At 53.1% G+C, this 20981-nt stretch carries 20 protein-coding genes; 16 read left to right on the top strand and 4 right to left on the bottom strand.

All coding sequences use genetic code 11. The features are described from left to right. Positions 1-108 precede the first annotated feature (108 nt). The 7 genes from ACO2Q8_RS19845 (at position 109) to argB (ending at position 6859) form a co-directional block, all read left to right on the top strand. Positions 109-729 (top strand): hypothetical protein, encoded by a 621-nt coding sequence (locus ACO2Q8_RS19845; protein WP_423346587.1) that lies wholly within the window; start codon positions 109-111, stop codon positions 727-729. 214 nt (positions 730-943) lie between these two features. Continuing rightward, entirely contained in the window at positions 944-1588 is a 645-nt protein-coding gene (locus tag ACO2Q8_RS19850; protein WP_423346588.1) for a hypothetical protein, read from the top strand. A 132-nt stretch (positions 1589-1720) separates the two neighbouring features. Continuing rightward, positions 1721-2455 carry an alpha/beta fold hydrolase gene (locus ACO2Q8_RS19855; RefSeq protein WP_423346589.1) on the top strand — a complete coding sequence of 245 codons (735 nt, stop codon included), beginning with the start codon at positions 1721-1723 and terminating at the stop codon, positions 2453-2455. Positions 2456-2628: 173 nt separating this feature from the next. Then, positions 2629-3828, top strand: a complete 1200-nt coding sequence (locus ACO2Q8_RS19860; RefSeq protein WP_423346590.1) for a hypothetical protein — start codon at positions 2629-2631, stop codon at positions 3826-3828. Positions 3829-3971: 143 nt separating this feature from the next. Next, on the top strand, positions 3972-5099 hold the full coding sequence (locus ACO2Q8_RS19865; RefSeq protein ID WP_423346591.1) for an aspartate aminotransferase family protein: 1128 nt from the start codon (positions 3972-3974) through the stop codon (positions 5097-5099). A gap of 27 nt (positions 5100-5126) precedes the next feature. Then, the gene (locus ACO2Q8_RS19870; RefSeq protein ID WP_423346592.1) at positions 5127-6074 is read left to right on the top strand and encodes an N-acetylornithine carbamoyltransferase; all 948 of its coding nucleotides are present in this window, start codon (positions 5127-5129) and stop codon (positions 6072-6074) included. Further along, on the top strand, positions 6071-6859 hold the full coding sequence (argB, locus tag ACO2Q8_RS19875) for an acetylglutamate kinase (protein WP_423346593.1): 789 nt from the start codon (positions 6071-6073) through the stop codon (positions 6857-6859). The genes ACO2Q8_RS19870 and argB overlap by 4 nt, the downstream gene beginning before the upstream one ends. 40 nt (positions 6860-6899) lie before the next feature. Here the strand turns inward: argB and ACO2Q8_RS19880 are convergent, their stop codons facing one another. The 4 genes from ACO2Q8_RS19880 to ACO2Q8_RS19895 all read right to left on the bottom strand — a co-directional run bounded on the left by ACO2Q8_RS19880 (position 6900) and on the right by ACO2Q8_RS19895 (position 10867). Further along, the gene (locus ACO2Q8_RS19880; protein ID WP_423346594.1) at positions 6900-7445 is read right to left on the bottom strand and encodes a C40 family peptidase; all 546 of its coding nucleotides are present in this window, start codon (positions 7443-7445) and stop codon (positions 6900-6902) included. A gap of 229 nt (positions 7446-7674) precedes the next feature. Continuing rightward, on the bottom strand, positions 7675-8616 hold the full coding sequence (locus ACO2Q8_RS19885) for an esterase-like activity of phytase family protein (RefSeq protein WP_423346595.1): 942 nt from the start codon (positions 8614-8616) through the stop codon (positions 7675-7677). 57 nt (positions 8617-8673) lie between these two features. Further along, on the bottom strand, positions 8674-9465 hold the full coding sequence (locus ACO2Q8_RS19890; protein ID WP_423346596.1) for a hypothetical protein: 792 nt from the start codon (positions 9463-9465) through the stop codon (positions 8674-8676). Positions 9466-9592: 127 nt separating this feature from the next. Further along, positions 9593-10867 (bottom strand): NAD(P)/FAD-dependent oxidoreductase, encoded by a 1275-nt coding sequence (locus ACO2Q8_RS19895; protein ID WP_423346597.1) that lies wholly within the window; start codon positions 10865-10867, stop codon positions 9593-9595. Positions 10868-10948: 81 nt separating this feature from the next. Between ACO2Q8_RS19895 and ACO2Q8_RS19900 the strand changes: the two genes are divergently transcribed. The 9 genes from ACO2Q8_RS19900 (at position 10949) to ACO2Q8_RS19940 (ending at position 20960) form a co-directional block, all read left to right on the top strand. Further along, positions 10949-11524, top strand: a complete 576-nt coding sequence (locus ACO2Q8_RS19900; RefSeq protein WP_423346598.1) for an anthranilate synthase component II — start codon at positions 10949-10951, stop codon at positions 11522-11524. Positions 11525-11576: 52 nt separating this feature from the next. Then, positions 11577-12374 (top strand): alpha/beta fold hydrolase, encoded by a 798-nt coding sequence (locus ACO2Q8_RS19905; RefSeq protein WP_423346599.1) that lies wholly within the window; start codon positions 11577-11579, stop codon positions 12372-12374. A 159-nt stretch (positions 12375-12533) separates the two neighbouring features. Further along, positions 12534-13202: a CBS domain-containing protein gene (locus ACO2Q8_RS19910; RefSeq protein WP_423346600.1), complete on the top strand. Its 669-nt coding sequence runs from the start codon at positions 12534-12536 to the stop codon at positions 13200-13202. A 92-nt stretch (positions 13203-13294) separates the two neighbouring features. Next, a complete protein-coding gene (locus tag ACO2Q8_RS19915) occupies positions 13295-14179 on the top strand; it encodes an NAD kinase (protein WP_423346601.1) in 885 nt (294 codons plus the stop codon). Positions 14180-14373: 194 nt separating this feature from the next. Further along, on the top strand, positions 14374-15363 hold the full coding sequence (locus ACO2Q8_RS19920; RefSeq protein WP_423346602.1) for a DUF6089 family protein: 990 nt from the start codon (positions 14374-14376) through the stop codon (positions 15361-15363). A 14-nt stretch (positions 15364-15377) separates the two neighbouring features. Next, on the top strand, positions 15378-16091 hold the full coding sequence (locus ACO2Q8_RS19925; RefSeq protein WP_423346603.1) for a DUF6089 family protein: 714 nt from the start codon (positions 15378-15380) through the stop codon (positions 16089-16091). Between the two features lie 61 nt (positions 16092-16152). Continuing rightward, on the top strand, positions 16153-16968 hold the full coding sequence (locus tag ACO2Q8_RS19930; RefSeq protein WP_423346604.1) for a M23 family metallopeptidase: 816 nt from the start codon (positions 16153-16155) through the stop codon (positions 16966-16968). Positions 16969-17247: 279 nt separating this feature from the next. Then, positions 17248-17619 carry a hypothetical protein gene (locus ACO2Q8_RS19935; RefSeq protein ID WP_423346605.1) on the top strand — a complete coding sequence of 124 codons (372 nt, stop codon included), beginning with the start codon at positions 17248-17250 and terminating at the stop codon, positions 17617-17619. A 209-nt stretch (positions 17620-17828) separates the two neighbouring features. Next, positions 17829-20960 carry a two-component regulator propeller domain-containing protein gene (locus ACO2Q8_RS19940; RefSeq protein ID WP_423346606.1) on the top strand — a complete coding sequence of 1044 codons (3132 nt, stop codon included), beginning with the start codon at positions 17829-17831 and terminating at the stop codon, positions 20958-20960. The last annotated feature ends 21 nt before the right edge of the window (positions 20961-20981 follow it).

A 20981-nucleotide genomic window follows, 5' to 3' on the forward strand; every position in this document is an offset into this window, starting at 1 on the left:
CCGGGTTCAGACTGTCAGATTTTTTGGAAAAAACGAACAAATACGGGTTTGGCAAGTTTTGGATACGAAGCAAGCGTCATGCTTCACTAAAACACCATAACAAACCGTATGAAAACTTTCTCCAGAAACGTGTTTTACGCGTTGATTGCCACCCTGCTTTTCAGCGCCTGCAGCCGCCCCTACGCTACCTACCAGAAAATGCCGGTTGAGCGTTTTGCCAGCCAGAAGCCCAAAGCCGCCCCGGTTTTGCCCGCTGAAACGGTTTCGGCTGACGTACAATCCGAAGAGGCTGTCTCCCTTTCTTCCCCGGCGGTTGCCGCCAGCGTACCGACCACTCCGGTAGCCAATGTACAAAAAGCCATCGATCAGGTGGTGGCCAGCACCGAAAACAAGGCAACAGCCAACAAATTGCAAAAGCGGATGGCGCGTATTCAGTCGATGCTGAGTGCCGAAAACCGCACCAGCACACAGGCCACCGGTCAGACCAAGATTGCTAAGAAGCCCAACCTGGCCGAGCGACTGATGCTGAAAAATGTCGATAAAAAAATCAAACGGGCCCTCGCTCCGAAAAACCCCAATGCACCCAAAGCCGTCAATGTTTTTGTCACGGTCGGAGCGATTGTAGCCCTGGTGGGGTTAATTATCTTCCTGGCGACTGCTTCCAACGGCATCGGGATTACTCTGCTCGTTGTGGGTCTGGTGCTGCTCCTGGTCGGTTTAATCGTCTAGTGAAAACTTCAAAACGCCGTTTCGAAATCGGTCATTTTGCGTCACTGTGGCATAAAATGACCGATTTCTGAGCGCGCTAGATAAAAAACTACTTTTCCCAATAGACTTTTTTGTAAAAAATAGGGCCAAGTTTTGCAGGGATGCCAATCATTCTGCTTTTTTGCCCTCCGTTACAACGAATACACATTATTAATCTAATCTCCATTCCAAATTCATGAGAACACTTTCCAAACTGGCAGTGTATTCACTGCTGACTTCAGCCTTGTTCAGTGCCTGTAGCCGTCCGTATGCCACCTACCAGAAGATGCCGGTCGAGCGCTTTGGAAGCCGACAAGAAGTTTCGGCACCCCAGGTTGCTCCGACGGTTTCGGAAGATGTTGCTGCAGTATCGGTAGCGTCGCCGGCTGTAACGCCTGCCGAACAAGCTACCCCGCTGACCACGGCTGCCGCCCTGAAAAATGTTGAACAGAAGCTTCAGGAAGCTGTCGCTCGGAATGATAACCAACTGGCTGGTAACAAAAAACTGGAAAAGCGCATGGCCCGGGTGCAGGCGATGCTAGCCGAAGCCAGCGCCAAAGCCGCTACAACCCATCAAACGACCGCTTCCGCATCGATCGCCAAACACAAAATGAGCCTGGCCGAGCGGATGATGATGAAGAAAATCGATAAGAAAATTAAAAACTCGCTGGCTCCTGACGAAGCCAAGGCTATGAGTCGGACACTGCGGGCCGGGATTATTGTCGGGGTGATCGGTTTGTTGTTTGCCGTTCTGTTTGGCGGTGTGCTGGGCCTCTTGGGCGTTCTGATGTTAATCGGTGGTCTGGTATTGATCCTGGTCGATGTTCTGAGCAACACCTAGTCCTCCAAAGAAAATAGTCGAACTGAATTTATTTATAGTTGGCGTAGTCACCAGCAAAGTTAAAGCAGGTGGCTACGCCAAACTGTTTTCAGTGAAGCTAGTTAGTAGCATATACCTTCAACCCCTTTCAACATGCGTGATAAACCTGTCATTGTCCTGATTCACGGCCACGGCGTCGATGCCTCTATCTGGAATGGCTTATACGCTGAACTGGCGACGGATTCCCATGTTATAAAACCGGATCTTTCAGAACTGACGCAGCACGAAACGATTGATGCGTACGCAGAAGATATTTTCAGCCGGTTGCAATCGTTTCCTAACCCGTCCGTCGTGCTCGTTGGGCATTCGATGGGCGGGTACATTGCCCTGGCCTTTGCCGAACAACATTCTGATCTCGTCAGCGGACTGGTGTTGCTAAACTCAACGGCTTTTGCCGATACCGAAGAAAAAAAACAGGCCCGGGAGCAGTCGATCATTGCCTTACAGCAACATGGCTCGGGGTATTTTATCGGACAAACCGTTCCCAAAATGTTCGGTAGCAGTTTCAGCAAAAACCGGGCCCAGGAGGTAGAACACCTTGTTCAACAGTTTTCCAATCTGCCCGCCGGGGCGCTGATTGCGGGCATGCGGGCGATGGCCGCTCGCCCAGACCGGGTGCAGGTGCTGCAAAAGGCGGTTTTTCCGGTATTGGTCATGGCCGGAAAGGAAGACCAGATCATACCGTTTGCTAAAAGCCAGGAACTGTTCGATCAGCTTCCGAAGGCGCAAACCGTACCCCTGGAGCAGGCCGGGCATCTGGGTATGATTGAAACACCGGAGGAAGTAACCCAGGCTATCAAACACTTTGTGTCAACAGTAAACGCCTGATTGACAGAATAATGGTAGGATTAGTTGGCGGTGCCCGGATGCTTACGGTACCGCTTCTTTTTAAACGGGTTGCCTGATAAGAAGTTGGAGAAGCGGTCAGCCGGATACTAAATCGATCGGCCGGAGCCGTGCAGTTTCCTGTATTTTTAGTCTTCTATTTTACCGAAGGCATTATGCTGGAAACCATGATCAATCCGATCCGGCTAACCCGACGCATCCCGACGATCGCCGATGTCGAACGGATTTCGGCCGTGAGCGACCCGGTGGTTCGGAACTTACAAATTACCCACTGCTATTACGAATTATCAGCGGCTTTTGGCGAACGGACGGGCGCTGGGGTCAATTGGTGTACATTTGCCACCTGGGCCTCCAAACAGGCCGGGCAGACCATTCGGCAGGAAGATGCGCTGCGGGAATTGGAATCCCGGTTTCGGATTCAGTCGGAAGCCGGAGAGACGATACGGTACCTGGTCGACTTGCTGCGGCAACTTGGGGCGAAACAACACCCGGATACCCTCCGCAAGTTGATCTGGGAGCGGGTGGTGGTGGCCACGCTCAACCGGACGAGTGAAGCCGTCAGCCGGGGAAACCGCAAAGTTTTTGTGGAAATTGGTCGGGAATTCGCCCGGTTTATGGCGATTTGCCTGGCCGATTCGACCTATCAATCCGATCATTTGGAGGAGTTTTTGCGGGGACTCAAACCCGGCAATCCGCCCGAAGGCCAGCACTATCTCCGTCAGGCGTTTACGGCTTTCTATCAATCCTGGTTCGAACAAGACCCAAAATTACAGGCGGAACTCCGGTTGCTGGCGAATCTGGCGATCGGTTTTCACGAACAAACCCGGTTGCAGCCCGAAATCGCCGAATCGCTCAATCTGGTACCGATCGACTCTTCCGAACTAAAGAAGCAATTGGTTGACCTGATTTTTCCGGCCGATGGCTGGTGGGCGAAGAGTCGCCTTTTCTTCTCAAACCTGTTTGGTCAGCTTTCTCCGCTCGACCAGGCCATCGATCAACTGATCGACCGGGTGCAACGGCAGATTCGGCTGGTGGTGACCGAACAATTGATGACGATGAGTTTTCCGCCGGATGTTCGGTTGCGGCTCGGGCAAGATCTGGTCATCGATTTTCCGGCTTCCCTGCGCGTCATAACGCATCCCGATCTGCACGAATTGCTCCGGCAAATTGACCCAACAACTGATAGTCTCTTAAAAACCGGTGCAACCGACTGGGCTGATTTGTCGGAGCGCATTCATTACATTGCCGATCTGTTCCGGTGTTACCACGAATCGATTGCCCTTTTTGAGCCACCCTTTACGCCGATGCAGACGGCTATTTTACGAGCCGGAAAGCGCCCCGACGGACGGCTTTAAGAAGTTGCTACGGTCCAATTTTATGAAAAGCAGGTAGATGAGCCTGCTTTTTGCATTTTTAGGAACGATTTACCGGCAGAATGCGTAAAATTGCAGGCTGAAATCGAGTACCTGAAATTAGTTTCGTTTAATCCTGTTTCAAAATGCTTTTCAACGTCTATCCGCTCTACGACATCGAACCCGTTCGGGCGCAGGGCAGCTATCTGTGGGACACCAAGGGTGACCGTTATCTGGATCTGTATGGTGGGCACGCCGTGATTTCGGTGGGCCATACGCACCCCAGGTACGTCAGGGCATTGACGGAGCAGTTGAACAAGATTTCCTTTTATTCCAATTCGGTTCGGATTCGTCAGCAGGAAGAGTTGTCGGAAAAGCTGGGCACAATGTCGGGCTACCCGGATTACGCCCTGTTTTTGTGCAATTCGGGGGCCGAAGCGAACGAGAATGCCCTGAAGTTGGCTTCGTTTCATACGGGTCGCAAAAAGGTGGTCGCGTTCACCAAGTCCTTCCACGGCCGAACGGCCGGTGCGGTTGCGGCTACGGATAATCCGTCCATCGTAGCACCGATCAATTCCACCGAACACGTCACCTTCTTGCCTTTCAATGATGTAGAAGCGGTTCAGAGAGGCATTACGGACGAAACCTGTGCGGTTATCATTGAAGGGATTCAGGGGGTGGGCGGTATTCAGGTAGCCACGGATGAATTTCTACAAACGCTGCGCCGGAAGTGCGACGAAACCGGGGCCATCCTGATTCTGGACGGGGTGCAGTGCGGGTACGGTCGTTCGGGGAAATTCTTCTCCCACCAGTTCAGTGGGATTACGCCGGACCTGATTTCGATGGCGAAAGGCATGGGCAACGGTTTTCCGATTGGTGGCGTGTTGATTTCGCCCAAATTCAAGGCAACCTACGGGCTGCTCGGCACGACGTTCGGCGGCAATCACCTGGCCTGCACGGCTGGTATTGCGGTTTTGGACATTATGCAGGATGAGAATCTGATCGAGAATGCGGCCCGAATCGGCGATTACATCATGGACGGGATTCGGCAGATCGGCGGCTTCAAAGACCTGCGCGGGCGGGGTCTAATGATCGGAATTGAATACGATTTTCCGGTTGAATCGCTGCGGAACAGCCTGCTGTTCGACCATCACATTTTTACCGGTGTAGCGGGAAAAAATACCATTCGGTTACTGCCTTCGCTGGCGCTGGGCCGCGAAGAGGTGGACGTATTTCTGGAAGCCCTGAGCAAAGAAGTCCGCGTAATTTCGTAACCGCCTAACCCCACCGCACGACCTGAAATGACCCATTTTTTAACGTACGACGACGTACCTGATTTAAATACCCTCATTCAGGAGGGCTTGAATGCCAAACAGAATCCGTTTGCCGATCAGGCGCTGGGGCACAACAAAACCATCGGCCTGATTTTCTTCAATTCCAGTCTGCGCACCCGGTTAAGCACGCAGAAAGCCGCGCAGAACCTCGGCATGAACGTGATCACGATGAATGTGGGTCAGGATAGCTGGGGGCTGGAGATGGAAGAGGGCATCGTGATGAACGGCGACAAGGCTGAACACGTCAAGGAAGCGGCTGCCGTCATCGGAAAATATTGCAATATCATTGCCGTAAGAGCTTTTGCAGGTTTGAAAGACCGGGAACTGGACTATAGCGAGGTGGTGCTGAACCAGTTCAAAAAGTACGCCGGTGTGCCGATCATCAACCTCGAATCGGCCACGCGCCACCCGCTACAATCGCTGGCCGACTGCATCACGATTGAAGAGTTCAAAGTCCGGAAACGTCCCAAAATCGTACTGACCTGGCTGCCGCATTTCAAACCGCTGCCGCAGGCCGTTGCCAATTCGTTCTGCGAATGGATCAACCATACCGAAGCTGAATTTGTCATCACACACCCCGAAGGGTACGAACTGGCTCCGGAGTTCATAGGCAACGCCCGCGTTAGCTACAACCAGGACGAAGCGTTTGAGGGCGCGGATTTTATTTACGGAAAAAACTGGTCGTCGTACCGGCACTACGGCCAGGTGATCACCCAGGACCCGTCATGGATGGTGACGATGGACAAAATGCGGCTGACCGACAACGGAAAATTCATGCACTGCCTGCCCGTTCGGCGCAACATGAAAGTGACGGATGAGGTGCTGGACAGTCCGCAGTCGCTGGTGATCGAGCAGGCTGCCAACCGCGAGTGGTCGGCGCAGGCGGTTTTGAAAGGCGTTTTACAAGGTTTATGAACAGTCTGATCGTCATTAAAATAGGCGGTAACGTCATCGATAACCCCGACGTACTGAAGCAATTTCTGACCTCATTCCGACAAATTCACGGTCATAAAGCACTGATTCACGGGGGCGGAAAAATTGCCACCCAGGTCGCCGAAAAACTCGGAATTCAGACGACGATGGTGGAGGGCCGCCGGATTACGGATCAGCCCATGCTGGATGTCGTTACGATGGTGTACGGTGGCCTGGTCAACAAACAGATCGTAGCCCAGTTGCAGGCCATTGGCGTCGATGCCATCGGCCTGACCGGCGCGGATGCCAACACCGTGCGGTCGAAAAAACGCGCAATCGGCGAAATTGACTACGGTTTTGTGGGCGATATTGAGGATGTGAATTCCGGACAGATTCAGTATTTCATTCGCCAGAATCTGGTGCCGGTATTTGCGCCCCTGACGTACGACCGTACCGGTAGCTTGCTGAATACCAATGCCGATACGATGGCGTCGGCCATTGCGGTCGATATGGCCATCCGGAACGAGGTAACGCTGGTATATTGCTTCGAAAAGAAAGGTGTTTTATCCGATCCGGACAACGACGACAGCGTGATTCCGGAACTGAATCCCGAATCCTATGCGGTTTTTAAAAACCAGGGTGTCATCAACAAAGGCATGATTCCGAAGCTGGACAACGCTTTCCGGGCGTTGGAAAAGGGCGTTAAGCGGGTAATTATCTGCCACGCCAACCAGGTGACGGAAGCAGTCAACGGAATGGGCGTTGGCACGGTTTTGCAAACTAAGTAGCCCTGACAGCGCCGGGCGGTCGCAGACCCTGTCAGGGCGGTTAACCGACAACGCGCCGGATGCCGACAAACCGCCGTTGGTAGTAGCTGGCGTGCAGCCAGTCGTAACGAACCCCGCCGTTCCAGGCCGAGTGAATGAACTTAATGCGGTCGCCGACAATCTCCACAATCATCCCGACATGACCAATCTGGCTGCTGCGTGAGCTGTGGCCTTTGAAGAAAATCAGATCACCCGGCCGGGCGACTTCCTGCTCGACTTCGACGCCGACGTTGCCCTGAGCGGCACTGGAATGAGGGAGGGTAATTCCAAATTTACTGAAACAAAACCGGGTGAAACCCGAACAATCGAAACCCCGGGGCGACGAACCACCGGACCGATACCGCGACGAAAGGTATTTCTTTGCGTACCCGAGCAGGTCGTGAACCAGCGGAATCCGGTCGTAAAAAGCGGATTCCTGACGAGTCGAATCGGGTACAACAGGCTTGTGAGCCGGAAAAGATTTGAGGACTTTTTTGAACGGACGATGGGCTTGAGCCATGCCAAACGAGACAACGCAAAGCGCCGTCAGGAGCACTTTTCTAATCATAAATTAGTAGGTCAAGTCAAGTTTCGATTCTTAAAGCTAGAACCGTTTACTAAAAAGTCCAAACAAATTACTGTTTTTAATATAGTGGTAACAAATAAAAATTGGGCTGGATTTTTAGGAGGGACATTGTAAGGAAGTCTGTAAGCCGCTGGCAGAGAGAAGGTTTTAAGGATGCTTAAGTCGCTTTGGTTGAAGACAAACTCGATGGCGTTTGAAGCCGGTTGCTAAACTAGTTTGGTTGCAGTTCGAGGTAAATGATCTGCGTCCACTGGCTGCGGTTATTATTATCGTCAGAGATGAGCACCAGGATTTTTTTGCCATTTTCGTCTTCGCCCCAGGCCATCGCTTCCAGGTTGTCGGGCTGAAAACCGTTCCGGTAATTGAAATCAAAGGCGGGTTGATCGGTTCGTTTGCAAAGTTGTTTGTTCGCTTCATCAACCAGCGCTTCGTAGAGCTTTGCAGTGACGGTTTTAGTTGTTTTGTCGTAACACCGTTCCAGTACCAGCAGCCGGTTTTCCTCGTCTGGAATGGAAATAATTTCGGAGATGCCGCCAAGGCATTCGTTCGAATCGGACGGGCAAACGTTTCGGGCCATTTCATACTGAAACTCGCCATCCAGTATAACGCCCTCTGCAGTTTTTCGGTAGCGGTAGAAGTGAATGAACGGATTGTCAATACGCGCTTCGGCGACTGACCCGGCTTCGGGCGCTACCCAGAGGTAATTGGGCGTTAATGCCAGCGCTTCGATGCCTTTGTTATGATCGACCGGCAAGGGATGAGGCAGCGGAATTCGCATGAACGACTCCCCGGTTTTGGGCATGGCATGGTCTTTAAAACCCACATACGACTCCTGATCGGTTTCGACGGAAAAATAATACCGATCGGCAGCGGCATCGTACCGAACCGCTTCGAGGTACAGATCGGTCCGAAAACTGGAATCGAGCTGGCAAACCCAGTCGGTAGGTTGCCGGATGTTCCGGAAAATGTGGTATTGTCCACGGTCGTCGGCCAGTTGCCACTCCCGGCGGTCGGAACGGTATTCCAATCCCGAAATCCGGTGAAGGTTGCGAGTATGGGGAAGAATCAAATAATCTTTAAGGAGAAACGAAAGGGCCTGGCTCCGGGCAAAAAGCGGGAAAAGAAAAAGGAATGAAAGCAAAAAGAATTTCATGAAGCCCGGCTGTCGGAAGTATAAACGGTGGTTAGCCTGCAAGATAAGCAATATTTCTTACCTTTTCCCCTGCGCTTCCTGCTCCAGCCGCCGATACGCATCGCCAAATTCCTCGCCCTTCCAAATTGCATCCACCAGCTTTCCCAAGCCCTGCCGCCCGACGACCGATAGCCAGCGCGCCACCTCCCGGCCGGAAGTCATATAAGCCAGCATCACCCGCTCGGACGAACCGGAGAAAAAGTCCCGCAACGATTCGAGTTCTGTTAAGTCCAGTACAATCTGTTGCCCTTTCGATTGCCGCTGCCAGTGGTCGGTAAATTCTTCGAAGCGGTGCAGGCTATCGGTCGTCGTAGTAAATCGCTGGTCGATCATCAGCGCCAGTCCTTCATTGAACCACTGCGGAATTTGCCGTTGTGTTTTGAGCCAGCCCAGGCGGGTAAACAGTTCGTCGTGACACAGTTCATGAGCCAGTACGTCGGGGTTGCGACCGTATGGATTGATGATGACCCAGGAGTCACCCCAGGGCGTTCCGAGGCTGCATCCGGCGCCCTCACCGTCCTGGCAATACCGCCCGTACTGCTCCGGCGTCTGGCAATAAATTACCTCGGCCCGGCTTTGGGCGGGGCTGTTCCAGAGCGCTTCGAGTCGTTTGCGAGCCTCGTGAATTTCAAACAGCAGGTAGACCCGCTGGCGTTCCGGAGTTTGCTTGTCTACCCAGACGCCAGGAGCAAGCCTTTGGAAATCAGCAGCGTGGTCGATCAACTGGCAGCGTAAAATCTGTGGAAAAGCCGCAACTAACGCCAGGGGCACAACCAACAGAAACACCAGGATGCGAACAAACCAACGCATTGGGCAGGGAAAGCAGTTTTGGTAAACGGTTTTGAGTTTACAGTTTATGGTTTTGGGTTTACGGTTTTCGGTATTGAGTATTCGGTGAAACCGGCAAGGACCCGAACTGAAAACCGTATACCGAATACTAGTCGGTTTGCCCACCTATGATCAGCTCGGCTACGTTTCGGCCGGTTTGCATGGCGGCATTCAGCGACGGGTAGGCGGTTTGATCTCCGCATTGGTAAAGCCGTTCGGATCGTCGGAGAGAGGCATGGAGGGTGCCGGGCGGGTAAGCGGGCAGGGCTTCCGGAATATGGTACGTTTTGAGCCAGCGCCACTGGTCAACTTCCGGGCCGAACCAGCCCGCCAGTTCTTTCTGAACCCGCTCGGCCAGGGCTTTTTCGTTTACCACATCGAGGCCCTGCGTACTGACCGAAATGAGCGCGCGGTTGTCGGGCGAATAGGAGGGGGCTACATCACTCAGAATGGCGATGTTATGAACGGCCGATTGTCGGTTGGCATTCAATAGCAGCAGTTTTTCGGCATGTGCTGTGGCGCGGGGTGGTTTTGGAGCCACAAAATAGGTATTGGTGGTATGGTTGAACGCCTGATCCCGGTTTTCCACAGCAAGCAGTCGGTTGGCCGCAGCGGCATCGACGGCGAGTACAACGATTTCCGTCTGCAGCGTTTCGCCGGATTTAAGATAAACCGTTGACTCTGTGATGGCCTGGACGGGCGTATTCAGGCGAATTTGGGACGGGTTCAGCCGGGCGGCTAGTTGTTGTGGAATGGCCGCCATCCCGGTCGCCGGAACGGCCGCATCACCAGAATAAAAATTCTTGAAACCGAACTCGAAAAAATTGCTGGACGTGACCAGCGCATCTTCCAGGTAAATACCGCCGAAAAAAGGCCGGAAAAACAGGTTGATGATCCGGTCTGAAAAACCGAATTCTTCGAGAAACGCTTCGGTGGAAACCGCATTCTGACGGAAAAAATCGTCGGTCGAAATACCGGCTACGTGGCGCATGAGTTCGACCACCCGCAGTTTGTCGCTGAACGTTCCGGCTTCGGACGCCAGCGTCCGGAACAAGCCAGATGGTTCACGGAGCGGGTTGATGAACGGAATCCATTGACCCGAAACCGAATCCGTCGCATGGTGAATCAGGGCACCCGACCGGAACCGTTGAAGTTTCAGAGCGTCGTAATCGAGCAGTCGCCGGGCTTCCGGATAGGCCGTCAGCAGAATTTGAAACCCCCGATCGAGCCGAAAACCGTCGACCACATCCGTACGGACACGGCCTCCGACCGCATCAGACGCTTCCAGCAAAGTAGCTTCAATACCGGCCTGGCGGAGGTAAACGGCGCAGGTCAGGCCGGCCATGCCTGCTCCCACAATAACGACGGAGGGTGTTGACTGCATCGATAACGTTGGTTCTGGTTGTTGCAAAAATACAGCTTACCGGATAGGATGATTACTTTTGCAATGTTAGTTAATTCATTTATGAAATTACTCGTTCTGGACAACATCGATTCGTTCACCTACATGCTGGTTGATTACCTGGAGCAGGCCGGGGCGCAGTGCCGGGTGCTGCGAAACACGGTGTCGCTCGACGAAATCACAGCGGAAGCCTACGAGGGCGTGTTGTTGTCGCCCGGCCCCGGAACGCCCCGGCAGGCCGGTTGTCTGATGGACGTGATTGGCCGGTATCACGAGCAACTTCCGATGCTGGGGGTTTGTTTAGGGCATCAGGCGCTGGGTGAGTATTTTGGCGCACGGCTGGTGAAAGCCCAAAAACCGATGCACGGCAAGCTGTCGGTCGTCGGCAGACAGGCCGACGATGTGTTATGGACGAACGTGCCGGATAAGCTCACGGTGACCCGGTATCATTCGTTGTTGTTGACGGATTTGCCGCCCGAACTGACTCCGCTGGCGGCTACGGATTCGGGCGAAAACATGGCGTTCCGGCACCGAAATTTACCGCTTTGGGGCATCCAGTTTCATCCGGAAGCGGCTTTGACCGAGTACGGTTTAGAAATATTAAAAAATTGGATTACCTTTGTGAAAACGACAGAATAAGGATAGTTTCGTTGTATTTTTCCAATTTTTCTACGACAAAACCAAGACCGCTATGAACTATCGGGTTCGGACAGAGGGTAACTTCCGTTACATCGATGAAGGACAGGGTGATGTGTTGCTTTTACTTCATGGATTATTTGGTGCATTGAGCAACTGGGATGGCGTGATCAACGCTTTCTCGGATCGATACCGGGTCGTTATTCCGGTGATGCCCATTTATGAAATGCCGATCCGGGAAGCCGGACTGGAAGGACTGGTAAAATTCATTGAAGATTTTTTGAGTTTCAAGAAGCTGACCGACCTGACGCTACTTGGCAATTCGCTGGGCGGGCACGTTGGTTTATTGTATACCCTGAAACATCCGGAGGCTGTCAAGCGGCTGGTGCTGACGGGTAGTTCCGGCCTATTTGAAAACTCAATGGGCGGTTCTTATCCGAAACGGGGGAGCTACGAATACATAGCGGAGCGCGTGGCCTACACGTTTTACGATCCGAAAGTAGCTACCAAAGAACTCATCGACGAGGTCTTCGAAATTACCAACAGCATTCCGAAATGCCTGCGGATTGTGGCCATCGCCAAGTCGGCCCAGCGCAATAACGTAGCCAAGGAGTTGCACCGGATTACGGTACCGACCTTGCTGATCTGGGGGCTGAACGATACGATCACTCCTCCGGAAGTAGCGCATGAGTTTAATCGCCTGATTGTAAACTCTGAATTGCACTTTATTGATAAATGTTGTCACGCACCGATGATGGAACACCCGGATCGTTTCAACAGTTTGCTGAGTGCCTGGTTGTTAAAACAGCCGCTGACCACCACCAGCCGGAGAAGCGATCTGACCGTTGCCTGAGGATTCAGAAGAATTTTCCCGAAAGATTTTGAAACTCTAGGGGAATTTTCTTAGTTTTCAGGTATGCTGTTGGGCTACGGCCGGTTACGAATTGTTCGATTTGCGACGGGTCCGGAATTGCCGGAAGAACAGCCGTGGGAAAGTAAACAACCTGAAACAATGCTGGCTTCTGAACTCATAGACCCGATGATACCGGCCCTGAAGCCCACGGATACCGTCGGGCAGGCCCTCGACTGGATGCAGGAACACCGCGTCGGGCAGCTAGTCGTTGTCGATCAGGGGCAATACAAGGGTCTGGTAAATGAAGATTTGCTGATGGACGTTCCCGATGATTCGCACCAGCTCAGCGAAGTCATGCGGTTGTTCGAACACCTGTCGGTTCACGAAAACCAACACCTGTACGAAATCCTCAGTCTGATTACCGAACACCGGCTTCAGGTCATTGCCGTCGTCAACGAAGACCAGGAGTTTATGGGTACGGTTTCCTCCGGCGAACTGCTCAAACAATTCGCGCAGTTGCTGGGCATCCAGGAAGCCGGCGCCATTCTGATTCTTTCCATTCATGAACGGGATTATTCAATGGCCGAAATCAGCCGTCTGGTGGAATCCAACAACGTTCGGATTATCAGCAGTTACTTTGCCGGAGCCGCTTACGGCATGCCCGACAAATCGCGTCTGACTCTTAAGCTTAACCGCAAAGACATCACGCCGGTGGTGGCAACGCTCGAGCGATTCGGGTACACCATTGAAGCCGCCTTTGCCAATACACCCATCGAAACCATCGATCAGGACCGGCTCGACCTCCTGCTGCGGTACCTGGATTCGTAAGTCAATTGCCAATCTGTTCGCTGTCGATGTCAGAATCTTGGACTTTTCTCCCATCTTTGTCATTCTGACGCACGAACCGACGGCCCCTCTTTATGAAAATTGCTATTCACGGACGCAATGTTGTCGAACTAGCTACGCCCTTCATCCAATCGATGTTTGACGAACTGGCCCGGCGGCAAATCGAAGTGCAGTTATCGGAAGTTTACCGATCATTCCTTGACTCAGCGGGGATCGCTCACCACTCGACGCAGACCTACACCTCTCATCTGGATATTTGCGATGCAGACTTTGCCTTCAGTTTGGGGGGCGACGGAACGCTGCTTGATGTGTTGACGCACGCCGGTCCGCGCAACATTCCCATTGTCGGGATCAACATCGGGCGGCTGGGCTTTCTGACCACCATTTCGCCCCAGAATCCGGATGCCCTGCAACAACTCCTGCAGGCGTTAACCATCGGCGCTTACCGGCTTGACGAACGGACGCTGGTCAACCTGCAATCGGAGGAGGATCTTTTCGACGGGGTCCCGTTTGGCCTCAATGATGTGACGATCACCAAGACCGAAACCTCGTCGATGATCACGGTTCATACGTACCTCAACGGGGATTTCCTGAACTCCTATTGGGCCGATGGGCTAATTATTTCAACGGCTACCGGTTCGACGGGCTATTCCCTAAGCTGTGGAGGACCGCTTTTGCTGCCTCATAACAGCAATTTTATCGTTACGCCCATCAGTCCGCACAACCTGAACGTTCGGCCGATGGTGGTACCCGATTCAGCCCAATTGACGTTCGATGTCGAAAGCCGGAGCAAAACCTTTCTGGTGTCGGTCGACTCCCGGTTTCGTACCGTCGATACCGGTACCCGGCTGGGGGTTCGGAAAGAGAAGTTTACCGCCCGACTCGTCAAAATGAGCGATGATACGTTTTTAAACACGCTTCGGAGCAAGCTCAACTGGGGATTTGATATCCGAAATTAGGAAACCAGAGCGGTGAAAGCGAACAGCAGGTGGAAAACGGCCGTTTTAGAACCGAATACCGAACAGTTTTACTCAATGACCCAATAAAATACCAAACCAACACGTTTCAGAGGAGGAACCGGTCGGAGAAACCGGAGTTCTCAACCAATGAAATCAGGGGCCCGGTTTTCGGGTGAGGTAGTAAGCAAAGAAACATGAAGAATAACCTACTGATTACCAGCGTAATTGCTGCTGCGTGCCTGGCGTTGCAGCCGGTGGATGGACAGGCGCAGAACCGGCGAAATCCGTTTGTGCCGTATTCGGAGGTGGGGATCGGGCTGGGAACCTCCAGCTATTACGGCGATCTTTCCGGGTACGCCAAACCCATTAAAGCAACCTTTTCGATGATGCGCTGGAGTGCCGGGGCCATGTATACCCGCCACTTTACGCCCCGGTTGGCCGCCCGTGCCTCTTTTACCTGGGCCCGGATTGCAGGCGACGATTACAAGTTCAATAAGAATGATTTAAACTCTGGTATCGTACAATACGTGCGCAACCTGCATTTCCGAAACGACCTGAAAGAGTTTGCGCTGACCGGTATTTACCAGTTTGTGCCCGACGGTCGCAACCCGAATTTCCGGGCGAAGCTGACCCCTTATTTATTTCTGGGTCTTGCGGCCGTGGCCCACAGCCCCGAAGCCCGGACCCCGGTCGGCTTTGGGACGACGCCGGATGATACCGAACAACGGTGGGTGAAATTGCAACCGCTCGGAACCGAAGGCCAGGGTCAGAATGGGGTAAAACCGTATTCGCTGGTGACGCTGGCTATTCCGGTCGGCTTTGGGGTTCGGTATAAGCTGAATGACCGGTTTAATGTAGCCGGTGAGATTGGTTTCCGGTACACAACGACTGATTACCTGGACGATGCGGGTGGCCCGTATCCGGATCCGACGATTCTGAAAGATGACCTGGCCCGGGTGATGGCCGACCGGCGTCAGGAAGCGGTGGCCGCCCGGAAAGGGGGCGACCGGCTGGGTCAGTTACAAAATTATCTCAATACCAATGACCCGTTCTCATTGATTGTCAACGATCAAAATTACACGACGCGCGGGGCCGACGGACGTCTGAACGACGGCTATTTAATTGTGAATTTTCAGATCAGCTACGTACTGGAGCCCCGAATCAAGTGCCCACCGATCAAATAAGTAAACCGTTGTTCGTGTTTCGTTTCGTATTCAGTCCTACGTGGAGGCAACATTGTTCTCTTTGCTGGCTGCTCGTCGGTTTGCTGAGTGGTGCGGTTGCCCATGCGCAGATTACGCCAAACTGGGAGGTTGGCGCCGGGCTGGGGGGGATGCTTTACAAGGGTGATCTGGCACCGGGCCTGGCACCCGGCAACATCCGGCCCGCGGGCAATTTGCTGGTTCGCTACAACGTCAGCCAACCGTTTACCGTACGCATTAACCTTGGGTTGGGTCAGATTGCGGGGCGCGACAGCCGGTTTGATGATCCATTTCAGCAAGCCCGGAATTTGGCATTTAAAACCAACATTCGGGAAGTGAACGTGCTGATGGAGTACAACTTCCTGAATTTTTCGAGTCTGCGAAAGGTGAAAAACTGGACACCGTATGCGTTCGGGGGGCTGGGTTTGTTTACGTTTAAGACCAATCCTCAAAATCCGGGATACCAGCGGAAGTCTCTGTTCAACTTCCCGCTTGGGGTTGGGATTAAATACGAATTCAAACGTCCCTGGAGTGTCGGGCTGGAATACGGAACCCGGTTTTCCGGCTCCGATTACCTCGACAACTTCGGCCCAAATACGTTCGGAGGTACCAATAAACTGCTGAACGGCAATCCCGATTCGAAAGATACCTACACCTACATCGGCCTGACGCTGACCTACCGGTTTTACCGCATTACCTGTCCTGAATAGCCTTATTCGGGACTTTTTCGTATTTTTCGATCTGAAAAACAGATTGCATACACCTGTCAACGTGAAATCAGGATTTTGGGAATTTATGCGGTGGATCGGCCTCCTAAGCGCTTTGTGGATTGGATTGACTCATTCAGCTTCGTCGCAAAACCAGGTGTGGGCCGGAACCGATGTTCCCCGCGTCGATTCGATGTGCCAGCAGTTTCAACAACTCTATATCCAGATTCGGGAAGAGAGTGTCTTGCCCGACACCGCCCGGAAGCTTTTCAGTACTATCATGATCGGGTTGCGAACCAAGTTTCGTACGGCCGAACCCTTCCGCATCGACAGCATCCGGCGCGACAGTTTACTTCGAGCTGCCTATTTCTCTTTTCCGCTTCGTCATTACTCGCCCGATGCCATCGGAGGTCGCCGGGGCGAAGGGTACCGGGCCAAAGGTTTCGACTTGTTCGACTACAATGTCCGGGGAAGTCATCCGGCCCAGGACATCTTCATCACCGACCGCAACCAGGACTGTATTGACGACAATACCGACCAGCCTGCCGATGTGCTTGCCATGACCAGTGGGGTGGTGCTGGCTATCGAGACCGCCTGGACACCCGGGCAGGAATACCGGGGCGGTAACTGGATCTGGATCTATGATCCCATGCTGGATGGACTTTGGTATTACGCCCACAACAATGCCGTGCTGGTGCGACCCGGGGATTGGGTGCAATCGGGTCAGAAAATCAGCGAAGTAGGCCGAACTGGCTACAACGCCTACGCAGCCCGCTCCCCAACCCACCTGCACCTCATGTACCTCCAGATTCAGCCCGACGGCCTTCCCATTCCCCGCAACACCTACGAATGGCTCCTCACCGCCCGGAATTACAATTGAGAATTAGGAGTTAAGAATTAAGACGGGGCCGCCCGTGCGGTTATGAGTTGCGCTGCTGAATAGAATGCGTCAGCCAACTCATTAACTCATAACCGCACGGGCGGCCCCGTCTTAACTCTTAACTCATCACTCCTTTTCCGTTTAATAATACATCGGTCTGTTCCCCGGTTTCATCGGCTGAGGGTAGTAATTCGTCAGGTTGACGGACGCGGGTCCGGCCCCCGGCGGTGTTGTGATTACTTTTGAAACATCAATCACAAACAACAACTACTTATTGCCATGAAAAAATTTGTTTTAGCACTCGCCACGATCCTCGCTGTCGTTAGTTGTAAAGATCAAGACGACGTCAAACCGGAAAACCTGGGAACATTCCTCATCTACACCAGCCTGAACGGCGCTAAATTCGATCAGATCGAAATTAAATTGGACGGCAAAACCGTTGGTACCCTTTCGCAGCCTTATCTGTTGACGCTTTCTCCTCCCTGTGACACAAAAGCATCTAGTTCTGTATTCAGCATCAGTCGTCCCGAAGGAAGTTACTCATTCGACGCTATTGCCACCCTGAAAGGAAAAGAAGTAACTAAATGGTCGACCGCCCTGCGGTTTGAAGTTGGTGAATGCAACCGGCGTCGGTTAACCTCTGATTTATAAGTCAACCGGTTCCAACTCGATTCGTTCCAAAAGCCACACGGTCGGTGTGGCTTTTGGTTTTGGAGATTTCGTGGAATTACAGGAATCCATTCGCCAGTTACGGCTGCTCAGGTGTGCTTTTCATCGGTTCAGGGAGAAGGCCTTTGGGATACCGCTTCCTGCTTCGTACCTTACCTGTCAAGACTAATGGACCACCCGGACAACCGTACATGCTTACCCGATTGCGCCTTCAGTTGCCGTTTTTTCAAATCCGATTCTGGCTCGGATTGATAAGCTGTTGCTGGACTTTCAACAGTTGGGCGCAGCAATTTTCCGATCGAACTTTCGGGGTTTACGACGGCCTGTCCTACGTTTATGTCTCCGGTTTGTACCAGGATCACGTCGGTCGAATCTGGATCGGGACCTATTTTGGTCTGAATTACTTCAACGGCGTGCCGCCCATCATCAATCAGAAGCAAATTCCGGAATTGCCCGATGGCGGGGATAACCTGACGGATTCGCCCGACGGAACAGTCTGGGCTTGTGCTGCCAACCGGTTATTCCGGATCAGAAACGTTACATCTACCAGCGTCGATGTAAAAGAGTATTCGGTTCATTACGGCCGGAAAGAACCGCAGCAGCAGGTTATTTTTATGACGGCCGACCACCAAAACCGGCTCTGGTTTGCGGCCCGAACCGGCCAGCCGGGCGTTGGGCAGCGGTTGTACCACTGGGAAGCCGACCAGATGCGGGATGTCACCAGGCAGTATTTCCCGAACCCCGAACAACGCTTTCGGGGAATCCTGACCGACTGGCCCAACCAGCGAGTGCTGTTACTGACCGACGAAGGGCGCTTGTGGGAAGTCAAACGCAACAGACTGGCGTTGATTGCCGACCGCTTGCCGTTAGACCAGTTGCTGGCCGATCCGGCAGGGCGGTTTTATGCACTGGCCGGATCGACCTTGTACCGGATCGAAGACCAAACCGTCAGCCGGGTCTACGAGGTCCCGGTTCCGGCGAAAGAACTGACGGTTTGTGCGATCGGACTGAACGGCGAGCTCGCTTTTCAGAAAAAACAGGGCGATCTGGACATTTGCTGGTACGACGGCAAAACCCTGACCAATTCACACATCAGCTCCTCGCCGGCCAATCGGCTGCTTTTCGACCGGCGTGGTGACCTCTGGATCGGCACCTCGCACCACGGGCTGGTGCAGATCATGATGAGCGGCTGGCAGTATTTCGATCCCTCGGAAGGCTGGCTGGAAGAAACCAACAATGTGGCCGAGGACCGCAACGGAACAATCTGGTTTGCATCCTGGGGAAATGGCATCAGTCGCCTGGCCCGGAACGGGATTGTCGCCGATTCTTCCTACCGAAAAATGATGCCTGCCAACAACTTTCATCCCACCAGCCGCTCGGATGCCGACGGAAATATCTTCTGGGTGGCGGAGCCGCAAAAAGGCGTCTATCGGTTCGATGGACAGCAGTATCGCCAGTTACCCGGCTCCGACACGCTTACGCTGGCGCTGGGTTTTTACGACGATGTATCCCGCAACCGCTACCTAATCACTTCGAACTACAATCTGCTGATTTACAACCGTCGGACGTTGGCGCTTGAGGAGATGATTTCGCTTCCGCCGGATCAGTACGAGAATATTGAAACCGATCCCTTCGGACGATACTGGATCTGCGGGCTCGAACGGACACTGTTGTGGGACGGCAAAAACCGGTCGTTCCAGCAGCTAACGAAGCAAAACAAAGGGATACCGGCTAAAAATGTATCAGAAGTTCGGCGGGACAAGCGCGGGAATCTCTGGATGGCCACGGAAAACGGCCTTTGGTTTTATGATTATAAACAATTTCGACCCATTGCGGCTGAGTACATCAAACGAACACTGACCTATTGCCGTCCGCTGGGGCGTTATTTGATGGTCGGAACACTGGAAGGGCTGTTTGTACTCGATATGGAGCGGTTTTACGAAACCGGTGAGGAGTGGATTGCTTATTTTGATCGGGAAAACGGTTTTCGCGGGAGTCAGTGCATTTTCAATGGCATTCTGCTCGACTCCCACGGTCGTCTGTGGGTAGCTACCCGGGACCGAATGATGATGATTCCGGAAAAAAGGCTTTTTCAATGGTTGAAACCGGTTCCGGCCGGAATTCTGGCGTTCCAGGATATGCGCTCCGGGCAGCTTTTTGAACCGGGAGCGGGCCGTTTGCAGTTCAAATCGAGCGAGAATGATCTGGAGGTGCAACTCAAGGAAAGCCATACGCACAACGTTCTGACCAACACGACCTACCAATACCGGCTGGAACGGCTGGACGGCAATCCGACGGCACCGGAGTGGTCGGAGCCGATCCGGGATCATTTTTTTACGCTGCAAAATCTGAGCGATGGCTCCTACAAGCTGACGGTGCGGGTGGCCCGGGCGGAAGGGTTATGGAATGCGCAACCCATCGTACAGGAGTTTCAGATTGCTCCACCCTGGTATGCCACCGGGTGGTTTCGGTCCCTGCTGATTATCGGCATCGTCGCCGGGTTGTTCTATGGTCGGCTGCGTCAGGTACGGATGCTGGCGCAACGACGGCTGAATCAACTCCAGATTCAGCGCCGGGTTTCGCAACTTGAACTGGAAGCGGCCAATCGCGAGAAACAGGAATCGGAAATCCGGCGCGAGTTGGCTGAAGCTAGCCGAAAACGAGCCTTACTGGAAGTAAAAGCGATTACAAACCAAATCGACCCGCATTTTGTGGCCAACTTTCTGACGGCGATTCAGTCGGTAGCCTACGAATCCGACCCGGATACAGTGGTGGGCTACCTGGCCAAATTTGGCTCCATTTTCCGGAATCAGTTGATGAGCCGCAGCCGGGTTTTCTGGATGTTGCGGGAAGAACTGGAGTTCGTGCAGAACTATCTTGATCTGGAACGGTTACGGTTTGGCGACCGGATTAAGTTTCTGGTCAAGGTGTGTCCGGGCGTTCCGATGGATACTCAATTGCCGAAAATGCTGATTCAGGGGTATGTTTCGAATGCCATCAAACACGGGCTGGAACATACGGCCGAGGGCGGTACGGTCCGCATTGCGGTTTGTCAATCCGACGGCTACCTCCGGATTGAAGTCGAGGACGATGGCGTAGGGCTGGAAAAGGCCAAACTGTACCGACGCCGGGCTAGTACGGGTCGGGGGCTGGTTATCAATCAGGCTGTTTTTGAGCAGCTCAATCAGTACAACGAACTGAAAAGTTCACAGGAAATAGTTGATTTAACAAACCTGGAAACCGGTGTTTCCGGCGTTCGGCTGAAAGCGATTTTGCCGTTGTACCCGGTTTTGCCCCCGGAAGAAATAACCGTAGAAGTCTGAACAGACCGGTTGCCGGGTAAA

This window comes from Larkinella sp. VNQ87 (assembly GCF_049445795.1).
Taxonomy (GTDB): Bacteria; Bacteroidota; Bacteroidia; order Cytophagales; family Spirosomataceae; genus Larkinella.

What these genes read in the sequence shown, in the direction of transcription:
- ACO2Q8_RS19905 (WP_423346599.1), top strand. Translation starts at nt 11,577, where the DNA reads ATGAACTATCGGGTTCGGACAGAGGGTAACTTCCGTTACATCGATGAA.
- ACO2Q8_RS19920 (WP_423346602.1), top strand. Translation starts at nt 14,374, where the DNA reads ATGAAGAATAACCTACTGATTACCAGCGTAATTGCTGCTGCGTGCCTG.
- ACO2Q8_RS19845 (WP_423346587.1), top strand. Translation starts at nt 109, where the DNA reads ATGAAAACTTTCTCCAGAAACGTGTTTTACGCGTTGATTGCCACCCTG.
- ACO2Q8_RS19915 (WP_423346601.1), top strand. Translation starts at nt 13,295, where the DNA reads ATGAAAATTGCTATTCACGGACGCAATGTTGTCGAACTAGCTACGCCC.
- ACO2Q8_RS19850 (WP_423346588.1), top strand. Translation starts at nt 944, where the DNA reads ATGAGAACACTTTCCAAACTGGCAGTGTATTCACTGCTGACTTCAGCC.
- ACO2Q8_RS19885 (WP_423346595.1), bottom strand. Translation starts at nt 8,616, where the DNA reads ATGAAATTCTTTTTGCTTTCATTCCTTTTTCTTTTCCCGCTTTTTGCC.
- ACO2Q8_RS19900 (WP_423346598.1), top strand. Translation starts at nt 10,949, where the DNA reads ATGAAATTACTCGTTCTGGACAACATCGATTCGTTCACCTACATGCTG.
- ACO2Q8_RS19895 (WP_423346597.1), bottom strand. Translation starts at nt 10,867, where the DNA reads ATGCAGTCAACACCCTCCGTCGTTATTGTGGGAGCAGGCATGGCCGGC.
- ACO2Q8_RS19890 (WP_423346596.1), bottom strand. Translation starts at nt 9,465, where the DNA reads ATGCGTTGGTTTGTTCGCATCCTGGTGTTTCTGTTGGTTGTGCCCCTG.
- ACO2Q8_RS19940 (WP_423346606.1), top strand. Translation starts at nt 17,829, where the DNA reads ATGCTTACCCGATTGCGCCTTCAGTTGCCGTTTTTTCAAATCCGATTC.
- ACO2Q8_RS19935 (WP_423346605.1), top strand. Translation starts at nt 17,248, where the DNA reads ATGAAAAAATTTGTTTTAGCACTCGCCACGATCCTCGCTGTCGTTAGT.
- argB (WP_423346593.1), top strand. Translation starts at nt 6,071, where the DNA reads ATGAACAGTCTGATCGTCATTAAAATAGGCGGTAACGTCATCGATAAC.
- ACO2Q8_RS19870 (WP_423346592.1), top strand. Translation starts at nt 5,127, where the DNA reads ATGACCCATTTTTTAACGTACGACGACGTACCTGATTTAAATACCCTC.
- ACO2Q8_RS19910 (WP_423346600.1), top strand. Translation starts at nt 12,534, where the DNA reads ATGCTGGCTTCTGAACTCATAGACCCGATGATACCGGCCCTGAAGCCC.
- ACO2Q8_RS19865 (WP_423346591.1), top strand. Translation starts at nt 3,972, where the DNA reads ATGCTTTTCAACGTCTATCCGCTCTACGACATCGAACCCGTTCGGGCG.
- ACO2Q8_RS19860 (WP_423346590.1), top strand. Translation starts at nt 2,629, where the DNA reads ATGCTGGAAACCATGATCAATCCGATCCGGCTAACCCGACGCATCCCG.
- ACO2Q8_RS19855 (WP_423346589.1), top strand. Translation starts at nt 1,721, where the DNA reads ATGCGTGATAAACCTGTCATTGTCCTGATTCACGGCCACGGCGTCGAT.
- ACO2Q8_RS19880 (WP_423346594.1), bottom strand. Translation starts at nt 7,445, where the DNA reads ATGATTAGAAAAGTGCTCCTGACGGCGCTTTGCGTTGTCTCGTTTGGC.